This is a genomic window from Vibrio penaeicida (assembly GCF_002933855.1).
GTDB lineage: Bacteria > Pseudomonadota > Gammaproteobacteria > Enterobacterales > Vibrionaceae > Vibrio > Vibrio penaeicida_A.
Genome location: NZ_BFAQ01000011.1, coordinates 224,917 through 245,841, shown reverse-complemented (window position 1 = coordinate 245,841; position 20,925 = coordinate 224,917). Strand labels below are relative to the sequence as shown.

Below are 20,925 nucleotides of genomic sequence, written 5' to 3'. Positions count from 1 at the left end.
TGCAGTATATGGGGGCAAATGGCTTAGATTCAACGAGATAATAAAAAAAAGGAGGCAAAAGCCTCCTTTAGTATTTAAAAGTTTTTTATTCCGCGCCAGCGGCCTGATTATCATTGCCTTCATAAATCAACAATGGTTCAGATTCACCTTGGATAACTGCTTCATCTATAACGACTTTGCTTACATCTTCTGACGATGGCAATTCGTACATTGTTTCGAGAAGAACAGCTTCAAGAATAGAACGAAGACCACGAGCACCTGTCTTACGATCCATCGCTTTCTTAGCAATGGCTCTTAGTGCATCTTCACGGAATTCCAGCTCTACATCTTCTATGTCGAACAGAGCAGCATACTGCTTGGTCAACGCATTCTTTGGTTCACAAAGAATCTGAATGAGCGCTTCTTCATCGAGTTCTGTCAGAGTCGTAGTGACCGGTAGACGACCAATGAATTCTGGAATCAAACCGTATTTAACGAGATCTTCTGGTTCAACCTGCATGAACAGTTCGCCCACTGTGCGAGTCTCGTCTTTAGAACGAATCTCTGCACCAAAGCCGATACCCGTACCTGTCGCTGTACGTTGTTCGATTACTTTATCTAAACCGGCAAACGCACCACCACAGATAAACAGAATCTTAGAAGTGTCGACCTGCAAAAACTCTTGTTGAGGGTGCTTTCTTCCACCTTGAGGTGGAACGGAAGCGACGGTACCTTCAACCAGTTTCAACAGCGCTTGCTGAACCCCTTCACCCGATACATCGCGAGTGATTGAAGGGTTCTCTGCCTTACGAGAAATCTTGTCGATTTCATCGATGTAGACGATACCGCGCTCTGCTTTTGCTACATCGTAGTCGCATTTCTGCAGAAGCTTCTGAATGATGTTCTCAACGTCTTCACCTACATAGCCTGCTTCCGTTAATGTGGTTGCATCAGCCATGGTGAAAGGAACATCAAGGAAACGAGCCAAGGTTTCAGCCAGCAGTGTTTTACCACTACCTGTTGGACCGATCAGCAAAATATTACTCTTGCCCAGTTCAACGCCTTCACTCGTTGTATCGCCATTACGCAAGCGTTTGTAGTGGTTGTATACCGCAACCGCTAGCACTTTCTTTGCGTAATCTTGGCCAATCACATAATCATCAAGGTGTTCGCGAATTTCACGAGGGGTAGGAAGTGCACTCGACTCTTTCTTAGGGAGTACGTCCTTAATTTCTTCGCGAATAATATCGTTACATAAGTCGACGCATTCGTCACAAATGTACACTGATGGGCCTGCGATTAGCTTGCGAACTTCGTGCTGGCTTTTGCCGCAGAAAGAGCAATAAAGTAACTTACCGCTACCGCCCTCTTTGCTTTTATCTGTCATTCGCTAACCTCTTAGCCTTAACTGTCTTGTTTTGAGTTTATATCAATTTTCACCAAATTTCGCCTGCATCTTTCGGCGAAGCGCAATTACGCTTTATGGTGCGTCAAAACTGAATCAACCAAACCGTATTCTACTGCTTGATCTGCCGACATAAAGTTGTCGCGATCCGTATCACCTTCAATAACTTCAAGAGGCTGACCAGTGTGCTCTGAAAGCAACTTGTTTAGCTTCGATTTAATCGTCAAGATTTCTTGAGCGTGAATCTGAATGTCAGATGCCTGACCTTGGAAACCGCCAAGAGGTTGGTGAATCATTACACGAGAGTTTGGTAATACGTGGCGTTTACCTTCCGCACCACCTGCCAACAGGAATGCCCCCATTGAACATGCTTGACCCATACATACTGTGCTCACGTTAGGTTTGATGTACTGCATCGTGTCATAGATAGACATGCCTGCAGTAACACTGCCGCCTGGAGAGTTGATGTATAGGAAGATGTCTTTATCTGGGTTTTCTGATTCAAGAAACAGCAATTGCGCAACCACAAGGTTCGCCATTTGGTCTTCGACTTGACCAGTAAGAAAAATGATACGCTCTTTAAGCAGACGAGAATAGATATCGTAAGAACGTTCACCACGGGAAGTTTGTTCTACCACCATGGGTACTAGTGCATCAATGATTGGAGACATTGCATTTTTTTCTTGGTAGCTCATATTCTTATATCCCTAAATAAAATGGCCCGGATGATAGACTCATACGGACCATTGTTAGCAGAAGAGTTAAAACAAAGTCAACTTTCTACGCACTGAAACCTGATTTTATGCAGGTTGTTGTGCATTCATAAGCTCGTTGAAGCTTACTTCTTTGTCAGAAACTTTTGCTTTAGCGATGATAGCGTCGATCGCTTGCTCTTCTAACGCAACATTGCGCATGTTGTTCATCATTTGTTCGTTTTGCTCGTAGTAAGCAATAACTTCCGCTGGATCTTCGTAAGCAGTAGCCATCTCTTCAATAATAGCCTTAACTTTCTCGTCGTCAGCTTTTAATTCTTCAGATTTGATAACTTCGCCAAGTAGAAGACCAACAACTACGCGACGTTTAGCTTGCTCTTCGAACAGCTCACGTGGAAGTTGCTCAGCCGCTTCAGGGTTGCCACCGAAACGTTGTGCAGCTTGCTGACGTAGAGTACCGATTTCTTGATCGATAAGTGCAGCAGGTACATCAATGTCGTTTTCGTTAACAAGACCGTCAAGCGCTTGCTCTTTAATGCGGTTCTTAACCGCTTGCTTAAGCTCGCGTTCCATGTTCTTGCGAACTTCAGTCTTAAGACCGTCGATACCGCCTTCAGCACCAAACTTAGATACGAATTCTTCGTCTAGCTCAGGAAGTTCACGTTCTTCAACTTTGTTCACTTTGATAGCGAACTTCGCTTCTTTACCTTTCAGGTTTTCAGCGTGGTAATCTTCTGGGAAGTTTACGTCGATTTCGAATTCCATGCCCGCAGATTTACCTACGATGCCGTCTTCGAAACCAGGAATCATGCGACCAGCGCCCATTTCTAGTGGGAAGTTCTCAGCTTTACCGCCTTCAAACTCTTCACCGTCGATAGAACCAACGAAGTCGATTGTTGCACGAGAGTTTTCTGACGCTGCGCCTTCAACTTCTTTCCAAGTTGCTTGCTGCTTGCGAAGCGTTTCGATCATTTCTGCAACGTCGTCTTCTTTCACTTCAACTGCTGGCTTTTCAACAGTGATGTTGTCTAGACCTTTCAGTTCAACTTCTGGGTAAACTTCAAAAGTTGCGTTGAATACTAGGTCTTTACCTTCTTCAGTTTCCACTGGAGCGAAAGTCGGCGCGCCTGCTGGGTTGATTTTTTCTTTCACGATCGCTTCGATGAAGTGACGTTGCATAACCTCACCCATCACATCTTGACGTACTGCTTTGCCGTACATTTGCGCAACCATCTTCAAAGGTACTTTACCTTTACGGAAACCATCGAAGCGACGGTTTTTAGCGATGTTGCGTAGTTCAGCTGTTACTGCGTCTTCGATGTTTGCAGCAGGAACGGTAATAGTAAGACGGCGCTCTAGGCCTTCTAGAGTTTCAACAGTAGCTTGCATTATAAATAAACCTCAAAACTGGCTCAGTGTTACCTGAGCTTAGGAGCCAGCGCCTTAGCGGTGACTTCATCCTTAAGTTGCATTCTGTCTGAATGCATAAAATGAAATTCGGAGACCCACAAACCATTCAATTCGTAGCTCATGAACTATTCAGTGACCTCTTCCATACTGACTTCGCAGAAAGAACGTCTCCAATTAGCCTCAGGACAGAAATTTTAGACGCGACATTCTAGCGATATGCGTGACGACTGTCGAGCCAAGTCCTGATTTCTCGAATATTTGGCAAAAGTTTTCTGAGAAATGGGGACGATACATGGCTTTTCAAGGGAAATAATCTGTTTTTTTCATGAAAAGATAAAAAAGAGATCCGAGTCTTGTTTTAGCACACCAAAGATTTCTCTTTTTTGTTACTTTTACGTTATCAGTTGTTGAAGAAGTTTATCTCTATGATTCTGCGGCGTATTCCAATTATTTTGATGTTCTCCTACGCAGTCTCTAGCTTAATCTTGGGTTTGTGGGGCTGGCGGCTGGGTTATCAAAACCAATTTGATCAAGCAAATTTGCACGCAGATCAACTTAGCAATCATTTAGCGACTCAACTCGAAAAATACGCCTATATTCCCCAGCTAATGTCGAAAGACAATGAATTAGTTGATGCGCTTCTTTCACCTACCAACAGTGCGCAACTCGACATTACAAACCGCTACTTAGAAGAAGTTAACAGTGTGGTCGGGGCTGCAGACACGTATTTGATCAATCGTATCGGCACAACGATTGCTGCGAGCAATTGGCAAAATAAAAAAACATTTGTTGGAAGAAACTTCGCATTTCGCCCTTATTTCCAGCAAGCCATCAAAGGAGAAAGAGGGGAATACTTTGCTCTAGGCAGCACCTCTGGTAGACGCGGTTACTTCTATTCTTACCCAGTCAAACATGCAGGCAATAACGTGGGTGTTTTAGTGGTGAAGAAAGATTTATCGACAATAGAAGAAGACTGGACAAGCCAGAACAGTTTTTTCGTTGTGACCGATGCTGACGACATTGTCTTTATGTCCAATCGCGTCAACTGGTGGTATCACAGCCTTTATCCTTTGGAACAAAACAAAATAGAGGAAATCAGAAAAAGCCGCCGCTATTTAGAACGAGATATTTTTGCGCTTTCATTTGTAGGGGATTTCGAGGCACCGGAAGCCGAACTCCAATTACAGGGAACCAATGCACTCTTCAATCAATACTTCAGTTTTAACCAATACCTAAGTGTGGTGCGTCCACTTAAAGGAAGCTCATTAACGGTTCGCGTATTAAGCCCAAAACTAAACCTAGTTTGGAAAGTTGCAGCGTTGATTGCCCTAAATACCTTGGTTTTCGTTTTGTTGTATTTGGCGAGTATCATCATTCGCCAACAAAAATCTAAACAGCGACAAATCGAGCGGATTCAGGTGGAATCTAAACAAAAACTTGAATTTCAAGTTATGGTGCGTACAGCAGAGCTTCAAGAAGAAATTAAAGTCCGAGCGGAAACCGAATCTGCACTTAGGCAAACTCAAGAAGAATTGATTCAAGCGGCGAAATTGGCAGTGCTAGGGCAAATGTCCACCAGCATCAGCCATGAACTCAATAATCCATTAGCAGCGATTCGCAGCTATGCCGATAACGCCCTGCTATTTTTGGAGAAATCCCGACACGATAAGGTCGACCAGAATCTTCATAGAATTTCTGTGTTAACCGAACGCATGGCGAAGATCAGCCAACAACTCAAAGCATTTGCTAAAAAAAGTGATGCCAGTGACCGAGTTATTACTCAGATATCCCCTGTCATCATTGCTACACGAGAATTGCTCAAACCACAGTTAAAAGATACCCATACCCAATTGGAGTGCCATGGGCTGGAGCAAGCTCTCAATGCGAAAATTAACCCCATTCAGCTTGAACAAGTACTCGTGAATTTATTCACCAATGCCATTCAAGCGATGGACATGCAGCCACAAAAACAAATTCAACTTACGCTGCATGCAACGCCAAACCACGTCATCATTGATATTGAAGATACCGGTCCTGGCATTGCGCAAGATACGCTCAATCAACTGTTTGAGCCTTTTTATACCACGAAGCAAAATGGCTTGGGATTAGGCTTGTCCATATCTCAGCAAATCATGCAAAGCATGGATGGCGAACTGCAAGCGAGTAATACAGAACACTCGGGTGCCAAGTTCCGGCTTCTGCTGCCCAAAATTTAGGAACGAGTATGTCTCATATACACTTTGTCGATGATGAAGAAGATCTCAGAATCGCAATGGAACAAGCTTTCGAACTTGCTGATATTCAAGCCACTGGGTTTCCAGATGCGGAGTCTGCTTTGCTCGCGTTCGACGAAGATGATCCACCTTATGTCGTTGTCACCGACATTCGATTACCTGGCATTAATGGACAACAGTTATTGAACTCCATCAAGGCGAAAGATGAAGACCTGCCAGTCATTTTAATTACGGGTCACGGTGATATATCAATGGCAGTGCAATCAATGCATGATGGTGCTTACGACTTCATCGAAAAACCGTTTTCGAACGACAGGCTCATCGATACAGTAAAACGCGCCATTGAACGCAGAAAACTCACACTGGAAAACCAGAAACTCAAACGCGCTTTAAAAGCCAACCAAGCGCTCGGTCCTAGAATTATCGGTAATACTGACAGTATCCAAGATCTTCGTGACACCATTACCCATATCGCTGACACAAACGCCGATATTCTACTGTTTGGAGAAACGGGAACAGGGAAAGAATTGGTTGCACGTTCACTCCATGAACAAAGCAGCCGCAGAGAACAAAACTTTGTTGCGGTTAACTGTGGAGCAGTACCAGAAAACCTGATTGAAAGTGAGCTCTATGGTCATGAAAAAGGCGCGTATACCGGCGCAGATAGCCTTCGAGTCGGTAAGTTCGAATACGCCCAAGGTGGCACCCTATTTTTGGATGAAATTGAATCCATGCCAATGCAAGCCCAAATTCGACTTTTGCGAGTACTGCAAGAGAGACAGATCGAAAGGATCGGCTCCAATAAGAGTATTGGGTTAGACATACGTGTTATTGCGGCTACCAAAACCGACTTAAAAGACGCTGCATCACAAGGTACGTTTCGACAAGATCTCTACTACCGTTTAAACGTAGTGACTCTGGATTTGCCGCCTCTGAGGGAGAGAAAAGAGGACATCCCTGCCCTATTCCACCATTTTTTGCTCGTTGCTGCTGCACGCTACGGCAAAGCGGCTACCTCACTGCCATCTACCGATTTGCAAGCATTACTCGCTCATGACTGGCCAGGCAATGTTCGAGAGCTAAGAAATGCTGCGGAACGGTTCGTTTTACTCGGAAAATTAAACCAACTCGGAGAAGCTACAAGGCCAAAATCGCAGCTAGGGCTGGCAGAGCAAGTGGCTGATTTTGAAAAAGCTCTGATTGAACAAGCCTTGTCTTCCCATGACGGCAGTATTAAAGACACCATGTCTGCCCTAAACCTCCCGAGAAAAACCCTGTACGACAAGATGCAGAAATTTGGCATTAATAAAGACAGCTTTAAGAGTTAACGTGTGTTGACCTTTCGAGTCCTGTTGAGCCCACGACCTCTATAGGTGGGCTCAAAATATGAAACAAAGCCCTCATTCAATTCGCAGTTTCACTGCCAATCATCACACTTTTACTATTGCCCCCGCATGACTGGTTGTTTTTTGACCACACAAACGATAACGTAAATCCATATATGAAATTTACTTTTATATATGGATTTAATTCCAAGCACGTAACTGAGATTCTATCTTGTTCCTTCTGCGACCAGAGAAGCCGTCCACTCGGAAACAGTGAAGTACCAGAGCAAGTCAGTGCCGCCAGCTGCTCAAGCTGTACCTTATGTAGTGTCTACGCGACACCAAGCGGATTCTTCCGCTATGCAATTTCAGTTTTCTTGAAAAAATCAGGAGTAACACATGGAACGTTTTCTCAGATCAATAATGGCTTTGATGATACTGATCTCGACATCAGTATTCTCTGCCGAATATGAACTTAAGCTCGCTCACGTCACCTCTAACCAAGAGCCACTGCATCAAGCATTGGAATACTATGCTGCTAACGTCGAAAAACGTTCTGGCGGTAAAATCAAAATCACCATTCACCCTAATGGTGAACTAGGCACGAACCTCGAAGTATATGAGCAAGTCAAGCTAGGTCTTCCTGTCATCCAAACCGCCGACCCTGGTTATCTATCCGACTACGCGCCAGATTTTGGTGTACTGAATGGTCCGTATTTACTGGAAGATCCGAAAGATTTTAAAAAGCTATTAGATTCATCTCTGTACCAATCTATGAAGAGCACGGTTAAGAAGAATGGTAATTTTGAAGTTCTTGCCATGAATTGGTTGTTTGGCGAAAGACACATCATTTCAAACAAAGCGATTCTTTCCCCGTCCGATTTGAAAGGGGTCTCCATGCGAGTTCCACCTAATGTAATGTGGATAGAAACCGTAAAAGCTATGGGCGCTCGTGCGACACAATTGGCTTGGTCTGAAGTGTATACCGGGCTTTCCTCTGGCGTAGTCGATGCAGCCGAAGCACCCTTGGGCTCACTGTATGCCGCTAAACTGTATGAAAGTAAGAAGCACGTTTCGCTAACGAGTCACTTTAAAGCATTCATTGGGCTTGTAATTAACGCAGACTACTTCGCTAATTTACCTCAAGACATTCAAACCATTCTCGCCGAAGAAGCGATCACAGCAGGTGAATACATGACAGAGCTTTCCGTCAGTACGACAGAAACCTTACTCGACAAACTGCGCGCCGAAGGTGTTACCGTCCATAAAAATGTGGATGCCAAGGCATTCCAAAAAGCGACAGCACCAGTATACGGTAAGTTCCCTAAATGGTCGGATGGGCTTCATGCCAAAGTCCGTGAAATATTAGATAACTAACTTGCCTACCTAAAAGCGATACCCCAAAGCGACCCCATGACGCTAAGTTTAGCGGACATTGGTTCGCTTTCACGATAAGAAGACCTAGGTTTGGGATTGTAAGGAGACGATTCATGGCAGCAAAAAGAGTATCAAAGGTACTTGGTAACATTGAAACCACACTCGCTTTGATTGCCATGAGCTTAGTGTTAGGTTCGGTCGTATGGGGTGTAGTCACTCGCTACATTACAGAGCAACCCGCTACCTGGACGACCGAATTGTCAGGCATCGCCTTTACCTGGCTGGTCTTTATGGGGGCATCCGTTTGCTATCGAAAAAGTTTGCACATTGGTGTCCCTGTTTTTGTCGATGCATTACCGCAAAACGTTCGTAGGAAATTAGCCTTTGTCACGACCACTTTGATCATGGTTTTTCTGGCGTACAGTTTTTATCTCGCTTCAGTACTGGCTTTCCAGTCATGGAATCGCCCGTCTCCGGTATTACGACTCCCGTTTTCATTTGTTTATCTCGCGACATGCTTGTCTTTTCTTTTCATGTTTATCCACGCTGTATGTCATATTCTCATCAAATCAGACGTGACCGATTCTGATAATAAAGTGGAGGCGAAGTAATGGATCTACTCCCTGTTTTCATTCTGTTTCTGCTGTTTGCTGCCAATGTACCTGTCGCCTTCGCTTTGGCGATTGCTGGGCTATCGTTTTTCATGATGACAAATGGCATTCAGCACCAAATCTTCATCCAGCGCTTTGTCGCCGTTACTCACTCGTTCCCTCTTTTGGCTATCCCTTTTTTCATCATGACAGGCGTCATCATGAACCATTCTGGCATTACAGATCGGCTCATGAAGTTAGCGGATAGCCTGACAGGGCACCGAGTTGGCGGGTTAGCGCAAGTCAACATTTTACTCAGTACGCTTATGGGTGGCATGTCTGGTAGTGCCAATGCCGATACCGCCATGCAAAGCAAAATTATGGTTCCGCAAATGAATCAGCGGGGCTATCACACTGCATTCTCGGCGGCAGTCACAGCTTGCTCCTCCATTATTAGTGTCATTATTCCCCCGGGGATTGGGCTAATCCTGTATGGGTACATGGGCGATGTTTCGATTGGCAAGCTATTCTTAGCGGGCGTTATTCCCGGTATTGTGCTTTGCATTGCTTTGATGATCGTTGCGCATCGTATATCGAGAATTCGTCAATACGCCCCTTCTCAACCACAAAAGTCATCGCTGACTGATCGCTTAATCGCCCTGAGAAATGCCTCGTGGTCGTTAATGGTTCCTATCGGAATCATTGGGGGGATAAGATTTGGCTTCTTTACCCCAACCGAAGCGGGCGCAATTGCGGTGATCTACGCCATAATCGTGGGCTACATTCACCGACAGTTTTCGGTGAAAGCACTTCCTGAAATTATGAAAGAGACCGTTATCGCAACGTCCACTGTTATGTTCATAATCTGCGCGGCTTCGACGTTCAGTTTTTATCTTTCTTGGGAAAGGTTACCTGTTCAGGTTGCCAATGCCATGCTGGCGATAACCGATAATCCCTACTTGCTACTCCTTATCATCAATCTTTTGTTGGTAGCGGTTGGCATGTTCATAGAGGGAGGCGCGGCTCTGATTATTCTAACGCCCATTTTGGTCCCCATTATCACCAAAGTCGGCATTGACCCAGTTCACTTTGGCATTGTGATGGTACTGAACCTCACCATTGCTGGCGTTACCCCTCCTCTGGGCACTTTGATGTTCACAGCTTGCAGTATCAGTAAGGTTTCCGTAAAAGAATTTGTTAAAGAAGTCCTGCCGTTTCTTGCCATGTTGATTGCAGTGTTACTGCTACTCACTTTTGTACCGCAGATATCACTTTGGTTACCGGGGACTATGGACTAAACAAGTGTTAGGTGAGAACAAAAAAAGCCCTGCTGGGGAAAGCAGGGCAAGTGCGGTTTATTGAGCGATAACGGTTGAGTGTAGGGTGTCTCTACGCTTCGCTTCTATTTAGTAATTATTTCGGGTCCCATAAGTGTGGTCGGTAACCACGTCGATACCCATGGAACATAAGTGACAATCACGAGGAAGAGGAACATCACCGCTACCCAAGGTAGAGCGGCTTTAACCACATTCATCATCGACATTTTCGCTACCCCCGCCGTCACAAACAAATTGAGCCCAACAGGTGGGGTTATCATTCCTATTTCCATATTCACAACCATCATAATGCCAAGATGGATAGGGTCGATGCCTAATGCAATAGCAATAGGGAAAACCAATGGAGCAACGATGATCAACAAGCCCGAAGGCTCCATAAATTGCCCACCAATAAGCAGCAAGACGTTCACAACAATAAGGAAGGTTATGGGTCCTAAGCCCGCCGATAGCATTGACTCGGTAATCATCTGAGGAATGCGTTCTTCTGTAAGCACGTGTTTTAAGATCAACGCATTAGCGATGATGAACAGCAACATAATCGTTAGCTTACCCGCATCAAATAGCGTGTTCTTTGTGTCTTTGTGAACAAAGGTTTGGAACACTTTCACCAACAACGGCTTGGTGTTTTCTTTATCTGCAAACGGTCCCATGTCTTTGTAGATGAAGTTTGCAATAAGGAAAGAATACACAGCCGCTACCGCTGCTGCTTCTGTAGGAGTAAATACTCCACCATAAATCCCACCAAGAATGATCACGATCAGCAATAAGCCCCAGCTTGCATCTTTCGCTGCCGCAAAGGCTTCGCCCCAACCCACGAAAGGTTGTGCTGGCAGGTTTTTGACTCTTGCCGCAATATAGATGGCAATCATCAACATCACCCCAGCAAGCAAGCCAGGAATTACACCACCTAAGAACATACGCCCAACAGAAACATCCGTCGCTGCAGCGTATACAACCATCACGATGGATGGTGGAATAAGAATCCCCAATGTCCCCGCATTACAAATAACACCGGCGGCGAACTCTTTGGAATATCCGTTCTTCACCATGCCCGCAATAACAATACTACCGATAGCCACCACCGTCGCAGGAGAGGAGCCAGACAGCGCAGCAAACATCATACACGCCACGACCGATGCCATTGCTAAACCACCACGGAACCAACCGACCATCGCAATCGCGAAACGAATGATTCTGCGGGCAACCCCACCCGTAGACATGAAGCTAGAGGCGAGTATAAAAAACGGAATTGCCAGTAAAGTATAATGCCCAGCAAACGCATTAAATAAAGTTTGGGCAACAGACGCCAATGACGCATCGGAATGCAGCAACAGAAATAGGACACTGGCAAGGCCAAGGGATACCGCAATGGGTACACCAATTAACATGAAGCCTATGACCATAATAAACAGCAATAAAATGTCCATGGCTTAGCTCTCCTTGCTTTCAGATTTCAATGCTTCTAAATCTTCTTCCGCTTCATGGCTGGAAATCAGACGGTCTATTTTTCCTGTCGCGATTTGCCACGCGCATTGAGCAAAGCGAAAGGTTAGTAACGCCATACCAATTGGAAGTGCAGCGTAAGGGATAAAGCGTGGCATTTTTTCGTAGCGCTCGCCTTCATTCATCCAATCGGATAGGAATTGCAGAATTTCCGGCATAGGAATATCGTCGGTCTCGTACCATGCGCGCTCAGTCACAAACGGAAACCAATAATTCCAAGAACCAATAAACAACAAAATGGAAAAGAGAAGGCACAGCGCGACGGCGACTAATGCGTACATCTTTCTTCCCCGCTCCGGTGCGAGGTTAATAATGACATCCACACCAATGTGGAAATGTTTTTTCACGCCATAAGAAGCGCCGACAAGTACCATCCAGGCAAAGAGAAAAACGGTCAGTTCCAGTGCCCAAAGGATGTTGTCGTTAAACACATAACGAAACACCACATTAGCAAAGGTAAGTAGGGTCATACTTCCAAGAAACAACGCAATCAGTGTTTCTTCGATTTGATCCGTTACCTTACCGACTCGAGTAAATAAGGACTGTTCCATACAGATACTCCGCTGTATTAGGAATAATTTAGAGGAAAAGGCGCAGTGTGTGCTGCGCCATTATTTTTATTATTTATTTGAAGCTAAAGCGGCTTCGATCAAATCTGCACCGATGTCTTTTTCGAATTTCTTCCAAACAGGTTGAAGTGCTGTCACCCACTCTTGGCGCTGCTCTGGTGTCAACGATCTCACCACTCCACCAGCGGCGATGATGTTTTGCTTGTTGATTTCGTTTACTTCACTGGAAGCGGAATTACGTGCAGCCGTTACATCAACAAGAATCGCGTTAAACTCTTCACGAACGTCCTTAGGCAGTTCCTTCCACCATGTATTCGACGTCACCACTAGGTAGTCCAAAATGCCATGATTGGTTTCGGTGATGCCATCTTGCACCTCGAAAAACTTCTTGCCGTAAATGTTCGACCACGTGTTTTCCTGCCCATCGATAACTTTCGTTTGAAGGCCACCGTACACTTCTTTGAACGACATTTTCTGTGGGTTTGCCCTTAACTGTTCAAATTGCGCGACCAATACATCCGACGCTTGAACGCGGAATTTTAACCCCTCAGCATCGCTAGGAGACATCAACGGCTTGCTCGCAGACATTTGCTTCATTCCGTTGTGCCAGAACGACAACCCTTTCAAACCACGGCGCTTCATCGCGTTTTTTAACTTGTCACCCGCTTCAGAGTTTTGGAAACGGTCGACGGCATCCACGTCTTCAAACAGAAATGGCAAATCGAAAATACGGTACTTCTTGGTAAATTTTTCAAACTTCGAGAGCGATGGTGCCGCTAATTGCACGTCTCCGTTGAGTAACGCTTCAAGGACCTTGTTGTCATCGTAAAGCGTTGAGTTAGGGAAAACCTGCATACAGGCTTTTCCGTTCATCTCTTCATTCACACGCTTCTCAAGCAAAGATGCTGCAATGCCTTTGGGGTGCTTATCGGTATTAGTCACGTGGCTGAATTTAATAACAATCTCACCAGGGTCACAGTTAGCAGCCGCTTGGAAACTGGTAAGCGCCAAGATAGAGGCAGAAAGTAGGGTAAGAGGCTTTAACATTTTTATTCTCCTTGTTTAACACTTAGTCGTCATCACTGAAGACCATGTACTCGACAAAGAGCAAAACCCAGACCAACTTGATACATTTTATTAACAACCCTTTAACCATAAAGGTTGTGAGTGAACTGCCTCTATAGGCACCTGAGAAATCGAAATCTGTTTAGGCGGAAATCCACCCATTGAAAATAAGCAGATGGGTGGAAAGTGAAACATTGGTGCACTGCTTGACGTTTTGTTCCACAACTCTCATTTTGATGCGGAACCAGATTCATATAATGGTGCAACTGTTGTTGTTTTTATAAATCATGGGTATCTAAATGATCATTCAGAAAACAATAACAGGAGAAACGTCATGAGTGTTTTAAGTAAGCCTTCCGTCTATTTCCCCGAGTACGTGGTGACTCAAGACGAAATTATTGAATGCCTTCGCACGCTGCACAGCGACCAACCTCACGCAGAAAAAGCGTTTGATATGGTCAGAAATTCAAGTATTGATAAACGTCATCTTATTGTCCCACTCGATAAAGTCGTCTCGCTAGAAAACTTTGATGAACGAAGCGCTATTTACGATGAACAGGCTCGGTTTATGTCTGAACAAGCTGCGCTTCAAGCGATCAAGAATGCGGATCTTCAAATCAAAGATATCACCATGGTCATTGTGACCTCATGCACTGGTTTTATGATGCCTTCGCTCACAGCTCATTTGATCAATGCACTTAATCTCAACAATTCGACCATTCAGTTGCCAATGGCTCAGATGGGATGTGTAGCAGGTGCAGCGGCCGTGAATCGAGCATTTGACCACTGCCAACAGTCACCGAACAACAACGCACTGATTGTGACACTGGAAACTTCATCGCTATGTTTTGATAAATACGCGAACCGTATTCAAGACTTTGTGACCAATTCACTGTTTGGCGATGCATGTGCAGCGGTAGTTATGCGTGGAGACGATCAAACCAACGGAATGAAACTCACGCATTCTGCCAGCCATTTTCTCCAGGAAAGTGAAGCGTTTATTCGCTACGATATGACACCGAGAGGTTTCAAATTCTCATTAGATAAAGAAGTGATGTATTCCATTGAACGCGTCGCTCCGGTCATTGATCAGTTTGTTCAGTCTCGACAGGATAAGCGATCCAAAGATCTGGATTTCTATCTATTCCATACCGGAGGTCGAAGAATTCAAGATGAAGTAGAGCGTACGTTGGATCTAACATCCGATGCACTCGATCATTCTAGAGCATGCTTGCGCGAAACTGGCAATACCTCTAGCGCCGCTGTTATCGATGTTCTCAGAAGAAGTTTTGAACATCGAAAAGCAGGAGAGCAAGGCGTGATGGCGGCATTTGGACCCGGCTTCACCACTGAAATGGCATTGGGTACTTGGCAGTAAAAAAAAAGCGCCTTAACCAGAGTTAAGGCGCAAAAACAACAAAAGGTCCCTCGGCCTTTTGGTTGTCACAGATAAAATGAAGCCTAAACGCTAAGGCTTCAAACCCTTGTAAGGTAAGACTTGTACCTATTGTTCAATACGAATCTCTGTTTTCGCATCAAAGAACACGGCTTTAGAAAGGTCAAAGTACAAGTTCGTTACTTCCCCCACCTTCACATCAAACTCGGGAGATAATCGGCAAGCCACTTCTTGATTGTTCACTTTCACCATAGCTATGGTGTCTGGACCTGTTGGTTCAAGTACTTCTATCTTCAGAGGCAGTTCACTAGCAACGCTTCCTAGCTCAACCTGTTCAGTGATGTTTTCTGGTCGCAAGCCAATCACGACTTCTTGCCCATCACGAGTTCGTAGCGATTCCGGTAAGCGAATATCATGAATTTTGCCTTCACCATCGGTGACTTTTAGCACTGGGTGATCAACTTCATTCAAATCCACCTTACCGCGGATAAAGTTCATCGAAGGCGACCCCATGAAACCTGCCACAAACATATTGTTGGGTTTGTTGTAGATCTCTTTGGGTGTGCCTAGTTGCTGGAGCTCTCCATCCTTCATCACGGCGATTCTATCCGCCAATGTCATGGCCTCAATCTGATCGTGAGTCACATACACAATGGTGGTGTTTAGCTGCTGATGTAAGCGTTTAATCTGAGTACGCATTTCAACACGTAACTTAGCATCTAGGTTCGATAGTGGCTCATCAAACAAATACAGTTTGGGCTTACGAGCCAAGGCGCGTCCCATGGCTACACGCTGGCGCTGGCCACCAGACAACTGCGATGGTTTGCGATCAAGCAGGTGATCAATTTGCAGCATTTCGGCAACTCGATTTACCTCAGCTTCGATTTCGTCCGTTGGCATTTTGCGGATTTTTAATCCAAAAGCGATATTCCCTCTCACTGTCATGTTTGGGTATAACGCATAGGATTGGAACACCATCGCGATATCACGATCTTTCGGCTCTACTTGCGCGACATCCGTACCATCGATAACAATTTCACCCGACGTAATATCTTCAAGCCCCGCGATGGTATTCATTAGGGTGGATTTACCACAGCCAGAAGGTCCGACTAAAATCAGAAACTCGCCAGAGTCGATGCTGATGTTTATGCCTTTTAGTGTTTCTTGCTCCGCATTTTGATAGGTCTTGCGGATCTTGTTTAACTGTAATGTTGCCATGCGTTTATCCTTTTACTGATCCGGCGGTGAGACCACGTACGAAGTATTTACCTGCCAATACATACACAATCAGTGTCGGCAGTGCGGCGATAATGGCGGCTGCCATATCTACGTTGTATTCTTTCACCCCTGTACTGGTATTAACCAAGTTGTTTAGGGCAACGGTTATGGGCTGAGTATCCGAACCGGAGTAAACAACACCAAATAAGAAATCATTCCAAATTGCAGTGAACTGCCAAATCACGGTGACCATGATGATGGGAAGTGATAAAGGCAGCAGAATTTTGAAGAAGATGGTGAAAAACCCAGCGCCATCAAGTTTCGCCGCTTTCACCAACTCATCCGGTACACCGATATAAAAGTTTCGGAAGAATAGAGTGGTGAACGCCAATCCGTAGATAACGTGAACGATCACAAGACCCGTGGTTGTATTGGCGAGCCCAAGCTTGCCTAACGTAGCGGCCATTGGAAGTAAGATGACCTGAAATGGAATAAAACACCCAAATAGCATTAAGCTGAAAAATAGGTTAGAGCCTCTGAATTTCCATTTACTCACTACATACCCATTGAAAGCACCGAGTAACGTAGAAATCGCAACTGCTGGAATCACCATTTGGAATGAGTTCCAGAAATAACCTCTTACCCCTTCACATGCCACGCCTGTACACGCTGAAGACCAAGCTTTACCCCACGCATCAAACACCCACTCTTGTGGCAGAGACATTAGGTTACCTGCTTTGATATCTGGCAGGGTTTTAAACGAGGTGATCACCATGACAAACAGTGGCATGAGGTACACCAAGCAGAAAAACAGCAAAGCAGCGTATAAGAATGCTCGGCTTAAGTTGAATGGCTTACTCATGACTTTTTCTCCCTTAACTCAGAGTAAAGATAAGGCACTAGAATGGCCAAAATACCTGCTAGCATCATCATTGCACTGGCTGCCCCCAAACCAATTTGGCCACGGGTAAATGAATGCGCATACATAAACAGTGCTGGTAAATCAGACGAGTAACCCGGTCCGCCTGCAGTTAATGCAGTGACCAAATCAAAACTCTTGATCGCAATGTGGGATGTAATGATAACGGCACTGAAAAACACTGGTCTCAAGCATGGCAAAATGATCTTTAAATAAATGCTTGGTAAGCTCGCACCATCTATTTGTGCGGCTTTTATTATCGATGAATCGATACCACGAAGACCGGCTAAAAACATCGCCATAACAAATCCAGACGATTGCCATACAGCAGCAATCACCAAGGTATAAATCGACATTTCAGAATTTACTAACCAATTGAACTCGAAGTCGGTGAAGCCCCAGTCTCGCACCATTTTTTCGATGCCTAATCCTGGGTTCAAAATCCATTTCCATGCGGTACCTGTAACGATGAACGAAAGCGCCATCGGGTAAAGGTAGATGGTACGTATTGCGCCTTCTTGACGGATGTTTTGGTCAAGCAAAATAGCGAGCCCTACACCCAAGACAATGGCGATAAACATAAAAAGCAAACCAAAGATACCTAGATTCGTTATCGAGGTAACCCAACGGTCGTTCTCCATTAATTTTTCATATTGAGCAAAACCAGCAAAGTTGAAGCTAGGCAAAAAGCGGGAATTGGTTAGAGATAAGGCTGCAGTCCAAAAAATGTAGCCGTATATGCACACCACGGTGACGAGCATAGTCGGAGCCAGAACAATTTTTGGCAGCCAGTTTTGTAATTTATCGGCAAAGCTGCGCTTCGGCGCCGATTTAGTTTTAGGCACTGTCAAAACATGCTCCATAACTTATCCTTGTTAGAAGGCCCCTCAGAACCGCCGCAAGCGGCGGTACATGAGGAAAGTGCGAACTCATCTTGAGCACGACTCTCAGGGGGTGTTCTTTTCGGGGAGAACCCGATGTCAAAACCAGCAGATATCCGAAGTTGTGGGTCGAAAGGCTACTGGTGTTGAGTCGATCTTAGATGGCCGCTTTTACGGCTTTTGCCAACTTCTTGACTGCATCATCTGCTTTTGCTGATGGGTCGTTAAAGAAGTTAGTGACGACGTCGTAGATGGCACCTTGAACGTAACTGGTGGTAGACAAGCCATGCGCCATACTTGGCACTAAATCGCCGCTGTCTGCACTGGTTTTAAATGTTGCCATTGAATCCAGAGCACAAGAGTCGAATTTGGTCATGTCCATATCCAAGCGAACAGGGATTGAGCCTTTGTTGAGGTTAAATACTTCTTGGAAGTCTTTAGTAAGAATGGTTTTCGCCAGTGCTTTTTGCGCTTTTTCATTGTCTGAATTTTTCAGCTTAAAGAAGGCGAAACTGTCGATATTGAACGTAAACTGACCATCTGTACCCGGTGCTGGCGCACAAATGTAATCTTTACCCGGCATTTTACCTGCCGCAGCAAATTCACCTTTTGCCCAGTCACCCATGATTTGCATAGCCGCGTCACCATTAATGACCATTGATGTCGCTACGTTCCAATCTCGGCCTGGGGAGTTGCTGTCGATGTAATCGCGAATCTTGTGGAACTTCTCGAACACCTCAACCATTTTTGAGCCTTGAAGCACATCCATGTCTAGATCAACAAACGCTTTGTTGTAGTCTGCGCTGCCAAGTACATCAAGGGCTACGGCTTCAAATACTGTCGCGTCTTGCCAAGGTTGACCACCGTGAGCAAGTGGAATGTAGCCTGCAGCTTTGATTTTTTCTGCGGAAGCAAAAAACTCATCCAAGGTTTTAGGAACAGAAACACCTGCCGCTTTTAATACTTCTGGGTTTGCCCACAACCAGTTTACTCGGTGAACGTTAACAGGGACGGCAACAAAGCGACCTTCATGCTTCATGACTTTTGTTACAACTTCTGGAAGATTACTTTCCCATTTTTCCGCTTTTGCCACGTCATCTAAGCTGGTTAGAAACCCAAGGTCACCCCACTCTTGAATGTCGTGTCCTTTGATTTGAGCGGCTGAAGGAGGATTACCTGATACCGCACGAGTCTTTAAGACTGTCATGGCACTTTCACCGCCGCCACCAGCAACAGCAAAGTCTTTCCAAGAGTGACCTTGCTCCTCGACCTTACTTTTCAGTACAGCAGCGGATTTTGCTTCACCACCAGAGGTCCACCAATGAAGCACTTCTACTTCGCCAGCTTGTGTGTACGGTGTAGCAGCTAGCAATGATAGGGTAATCAGAGTTTTATTCATTTTCATTGTTATCGTCCATGTTATTTTGGCCTTGAAGCCTTGGATTAAGCAAAAACGGGGAAAAGGATACTACCGAGCATTTCCTCATTTGCCCTAAGTCTAAACATGGAAAAAACAGAAGATTGAAACAAAGGGTAAGCCCAATGTAACGAAGATGTTACATTAGAGCTCAGGGTCATGTGGGATAAGGACTTTTGCCTCCAGACCGCCTTTGAGAGAATTGTAAATAATGAGATCTCCACCATGTGCATGGAGGATATTTCGGCTAATCCCTAGCCCTAAGCCGTGTCCATCTTTGTCATTGGCTAGGCGATAATATGGCTCAAATACCATATCCAGCTTGCTTTCAGGAATGCCTTGCCCTTCATCTAGAATAATAAGCTCTAATCGATCCTCGTGGTCATAAACATAAACATGTACGCGATGCCCGTATTTAACCCCGTTATCGATGAGATTGGTGAGCACCCGTTTCATCGCAAGTGGTTTACCCCAAATAGGCAAAATAGGCGTGTCTGGTAAGAAAACTTTGGTGCTTTCCTGATTATGACTCTCTGCAATCGATGCCAACATGTCTTCAAGATCCACTTGGGCATTGTTCTCATGCAAATCGGTCTCTCTTACACACTGAAGTGCCCCTTTGACCATCATCTCCAGTTCATCGAGATCACGGTTAAACTTAAATCGCTTTTGATCATTTTCCAGCAACTCTGCGCGGATTCTTAGCCGCGTGATGGGTGTTTTTAAATCATGTGAAATGGCGGAAAATAAATGCTCTCTATCGGTGATATAACGGTTTATCCGAGACTGCATACGATTGAACGCACGAGTTGCTGTTACCAACTCACTGGCGCCCTCTTCCACCAGTGGAGACTGCTCTACATCGATACTCATATCGTTCGCTGCTTTTGCCAGCCTTTTTAATGGGCGAACCTGACGACGAACCAATAAATAGGTTAGCAGTAATAGCAATGTGGTTGAGAAAACCAGAAACAGCACCTGATCGCTGCCAATAATGGTGTCATCTAAGCTGATGTATGGGGCAGGAAGTAACGCGGCAATATAAAGCCATTGATTGGTATCCAGCTCTATTTGCACCACCAAAATAGGCGGGTTCAGTGGTTCAAGCGTTAAGGTGTGGTGTGCCCAAGAGCGAGGTAAGTCGCTAAGGCGAATATCATTTTTTAAAATTCGCAACGTATCTGGGCGTGAAAACTCCACATCAATTTGATGTACTTTTCGAAGCTTGTTATCAAGCACTTGTTCAACGGCATCAACTGAAATTCGTTTTAAACGAGATTCTGCCACCGGATCAATAGAGAGCTGCTCTTCATTAAATGAAACGAAAAATCGTGTCCCCCCCATATTCCGAATCTGATCTAAAACGATATGGCGGTACTCTCTGGGAAGTGACTGAAAAAACGTGACCGTTGAGGCAAACATATTCGCCATACTTTCAGATGCCGAGCGTATACCTTCATATTCACGTTGCTTTGACTGCGAGTACCAAATAGACGTTGCAATGCCTTGGGCAACCACAACCGCCAACAACGTTAACAGCAAAGTTCGAGCAACGAGGGAATTCGGCCATTTCAGCTTCATAAAACG

Annotated in this window: 17 protein-coding genes; 6 read left to right on the top strand and 11 right to left on the bottom strand. The window is 45.0% G+C overall.

The features are described 5' to 3' along the window. Window positions 1-85: 85 nt before the first annotated feature. From clpX to tig, 3 genes are all read right to left on the bottom strand, one after another. Complete coding sequence (clpX, locus tag VPNCDNU1_RS04610; protein ID WP_101113585.1) at window positions 86-1,366, bottom strand: ATP-dependent protease ATP-binding subunit ClpX; 1,281 nt, start codon at window positions 1,364-1,366, stop codon at window positions 86-88. An 86-nt stretch (window positions 1,367-1,452) separates the two neighbouring features. Continuing rightward, on the bottom strand, window positions 1,453-2,079 hold the full coding sequence (clpP, locus tag VPNCDNU1_RS04605) for an ATP-dependent Clp endopeptidase proteolytic subunit ClpP (RefSeq protein WP_101113584.1): 627 nt from the start codon (window positions 2,077-2,079) through the stop codon (window positions 1,453-1,455). Window positions 2,080-2,184: 105 nt separating this feature from the next. Beyond that, the gene (gene tig / locus VPNCDNU1_RS04600) at window positions 2,185-3,486 is read right to left on the bottom strand and encodes a trigger factor (RefSeq protein ID WP_101113583.1); all 1,302 of its coding nucleotides are present in this window, start codon (window positions 3,484-3,486) and stop codon (window positions 2,185-2,187) included. Between the two features lie 446 nt (window positions 3,487-3,932). Between tig and VPNCDNU1_RS04595 the strand changes: the two genes are divergently transcribed. From VPNCDNU1_RS04595 to VPNCDNU1_RS04575, 5 genes are all read left to right on the top strand, one after another. After that, window positions 3,933-5,723, top strand: coding sequence for a sensor histidine kinase (locus tag VPNCDNU1_RS04595; protein WP_104399264.1), 1,791 nt, complete (start codon window positions 3,933-3,935; stop codon window positions 5,721-5,723). 8 nt (window positions 5,724-5,731) lie between these two features. Further along, window positions 5,732-7,069 carry a sigma-54-dependent transcriptional regulator gene (locus tag VPNCDNU1_RS04590; RefSeq protein ID WP_104399263.1) on the top strand — a complete coding sequence of 446 codons (1,338 nt, stop codon included), beginning with the start codon at window positions 5,732-5,734 and terminating at the stop codon, window positions 7,067-7,069. 396 nt (window positions 7,070-7,465) lie between these two features. Further along, window positions 7,466-8,443, top strand: a complete 978-nt coding sequence (locus VPNCDNU1_RS04585; RefSeq protein WP_104399262.1) for a C4-dicarboxylate TRAP transporter substrate-binding protein — start codon at window positions 7,466-7,468, stop codon at window positions 8,441-8,443. Between the two features lie 113 nt (window positions 8,444-8,556). Then, a complete protein-coding gene (locus VPNCDNU1_RS04580) occupies window positions 8,557-9,054 on the top strand; it encodes a TRAP transporter small permease (protein ID WP_104399261.1) in 498 nt (165 codons plus the stop codon). Continuing rightward, the gene (locus VPNCDNU1_RS04575; RefSeq protein ID WP_104399260.1) at window positions 9,054-10,331 is read left to right on the top strand and encodes a TRAP transporter large permease; all 1,278 of its coding nucleotides are present in this window, start codon (window positions 9,054-9,056) and stop codon (window positions 10,329-10,331) included. Before VPNCDNU1_RS04580 ends, VPNCDNU1_RS04575 begins: the two co-directional genes overlap by 1 nt. 104 nt (window positions 10,332-10,435) lie before the next feature. Here VPNCDNU1_RS04575 and VPNCDNU1_RS04570 read toward each other — a convergent pair whose 3' ends face one another. The 3 genes from VPNCDNU1_RS04570 to VPNCDNU1_RS04560 form a co-directional block, all read right to left on the bottom strand. Then, a complete protein-coding gene (locus tag VPNCDNU1_RS04570; RefSeq protein WP_101113574.1) occupies window positions 10,436-11,797 on the bottom strand; it encodes a TRAP transporter large permease in 1,362 nt (453 codons plus the stop codon). A 3-nt stretch (window positions 11,798-11,800) separates the two neighbouring features. Then, entirely contained in the window at window positions 11,801-12,424 is a 624-nt protein-coding gene (locus VPNCDNU1_RS04565; protein WP_104399259.1) for a TRAP transporter small permease, read from the bottom strand. Between the two features lie 69 nt (window positions 12,425-12,493). Continuing rightward, window positions 12,494-13,489, bottom strand: coding sequence for a DctP family TRAP transporter solute-binding subunit (locus tag VPNCDNU1_RS04560; RefSeq protein WP_104399258.1), 996 nt, complete (start codon window positions 13,487-13,489; stop codon window positions 12,494-12,496). Between the two features lie 352 nt (window positions 13,490-13,841). On the opposite strand from VPNCDNU1_RS04560, the gene VPNCDNU1_RS04555 reads away from it, so the two are divergent. Further along, the gene (locus VPNCDNU1_RS04555) at window positions 13,842-14,885 is read left to right on the top strand and encodes a type III polyketide synthase (RefSeq protein WP_104399257.1); all 1,044 of its coding nucleotides are present in this window, start codon (window positions 13,842-13,844) and stop codon (window positions 14,883-14,885) included. A 126-nt stretch (window positions 14,886-15,011) separates the two neighbouring features. On the opposite strand, the gene VPNCDNU1_RS04550 is transcribed toward VPNCDNU1_RS04555, so the two are convergent. The 5 genes from VPNCDNU1_RS04550 to VPNCDNU1_RS04530 all read right to left on the bottom strand — a co-directional run bounded on the left by VPNCDNU1_RS04550 (window position 15,012) and on the right by VPNCDNU1_RS04530 (window position 20,919). Then, the gene (locus VPNCDNU1_RS04550) at window positions 15,012-16,121 is read right to left on the bottom strand and encodes an ABC transporter ATP-binding protein (protein WP_104399256.1); all 1,110 of its coding nucleotides are present in this window, start codon (window positions 16,119-16,121) and stop codon (window positions 15,012-15,014) included. 4 nt (window positions 16,122-16,125) lie between these two features. Further along, window positions 16,126-16,983, bottom strand: coding sequence for a carbohydrate ABC transporter permease (locus tag VPNCDNU1_RS04545; protein WP_101113568.1), 858 nt, complete (start codon window positions 16,981-16,983; stop codon window positions 16,126-16,128). After that, window positions 16,980-17,903, bottom strand: a complete 924-nt coding sequence (locus tag VPNCDNU1_RS04540) for a carbohydrate ABC transporter permease (RefSeq protein WP_101113567.1) — start codon at window positions 17,901-17,903, stop codon at window positions 16,980-16,982. The genes VPNCDNU1_RS04545 and VPNCDNU1_RS04540 overlap by 4 nt, the downstream gene beginning before the upstream one ends. A 175-nt stretch (window positions 17,904-18,078) precedes the next feature. Further along, window positions 18,079-19,326, bottom strand: coding sequence for an ABC transporter substrate-binding protein (locus VPNCDNU1_RS04535; protein WP_104399255.1), 1,248 nt, complete (start codon window positions 19,324-19,326; stop codon window positions 18,079-18,081). Window positions 19,327-19,482: 156 nt separating this feature from the next. Continuing rightward, entirely contained in the window at window positions 19,483-20,919 is a 1,437-nt protein-coding gene (locus tag VPNCDNU1_RS04530) for an ATP-binding protein (protein WP_104399254.1), read from the bottom strand. Window positions 20,920-20,925 lie beyond the last annotated feature (6 nt).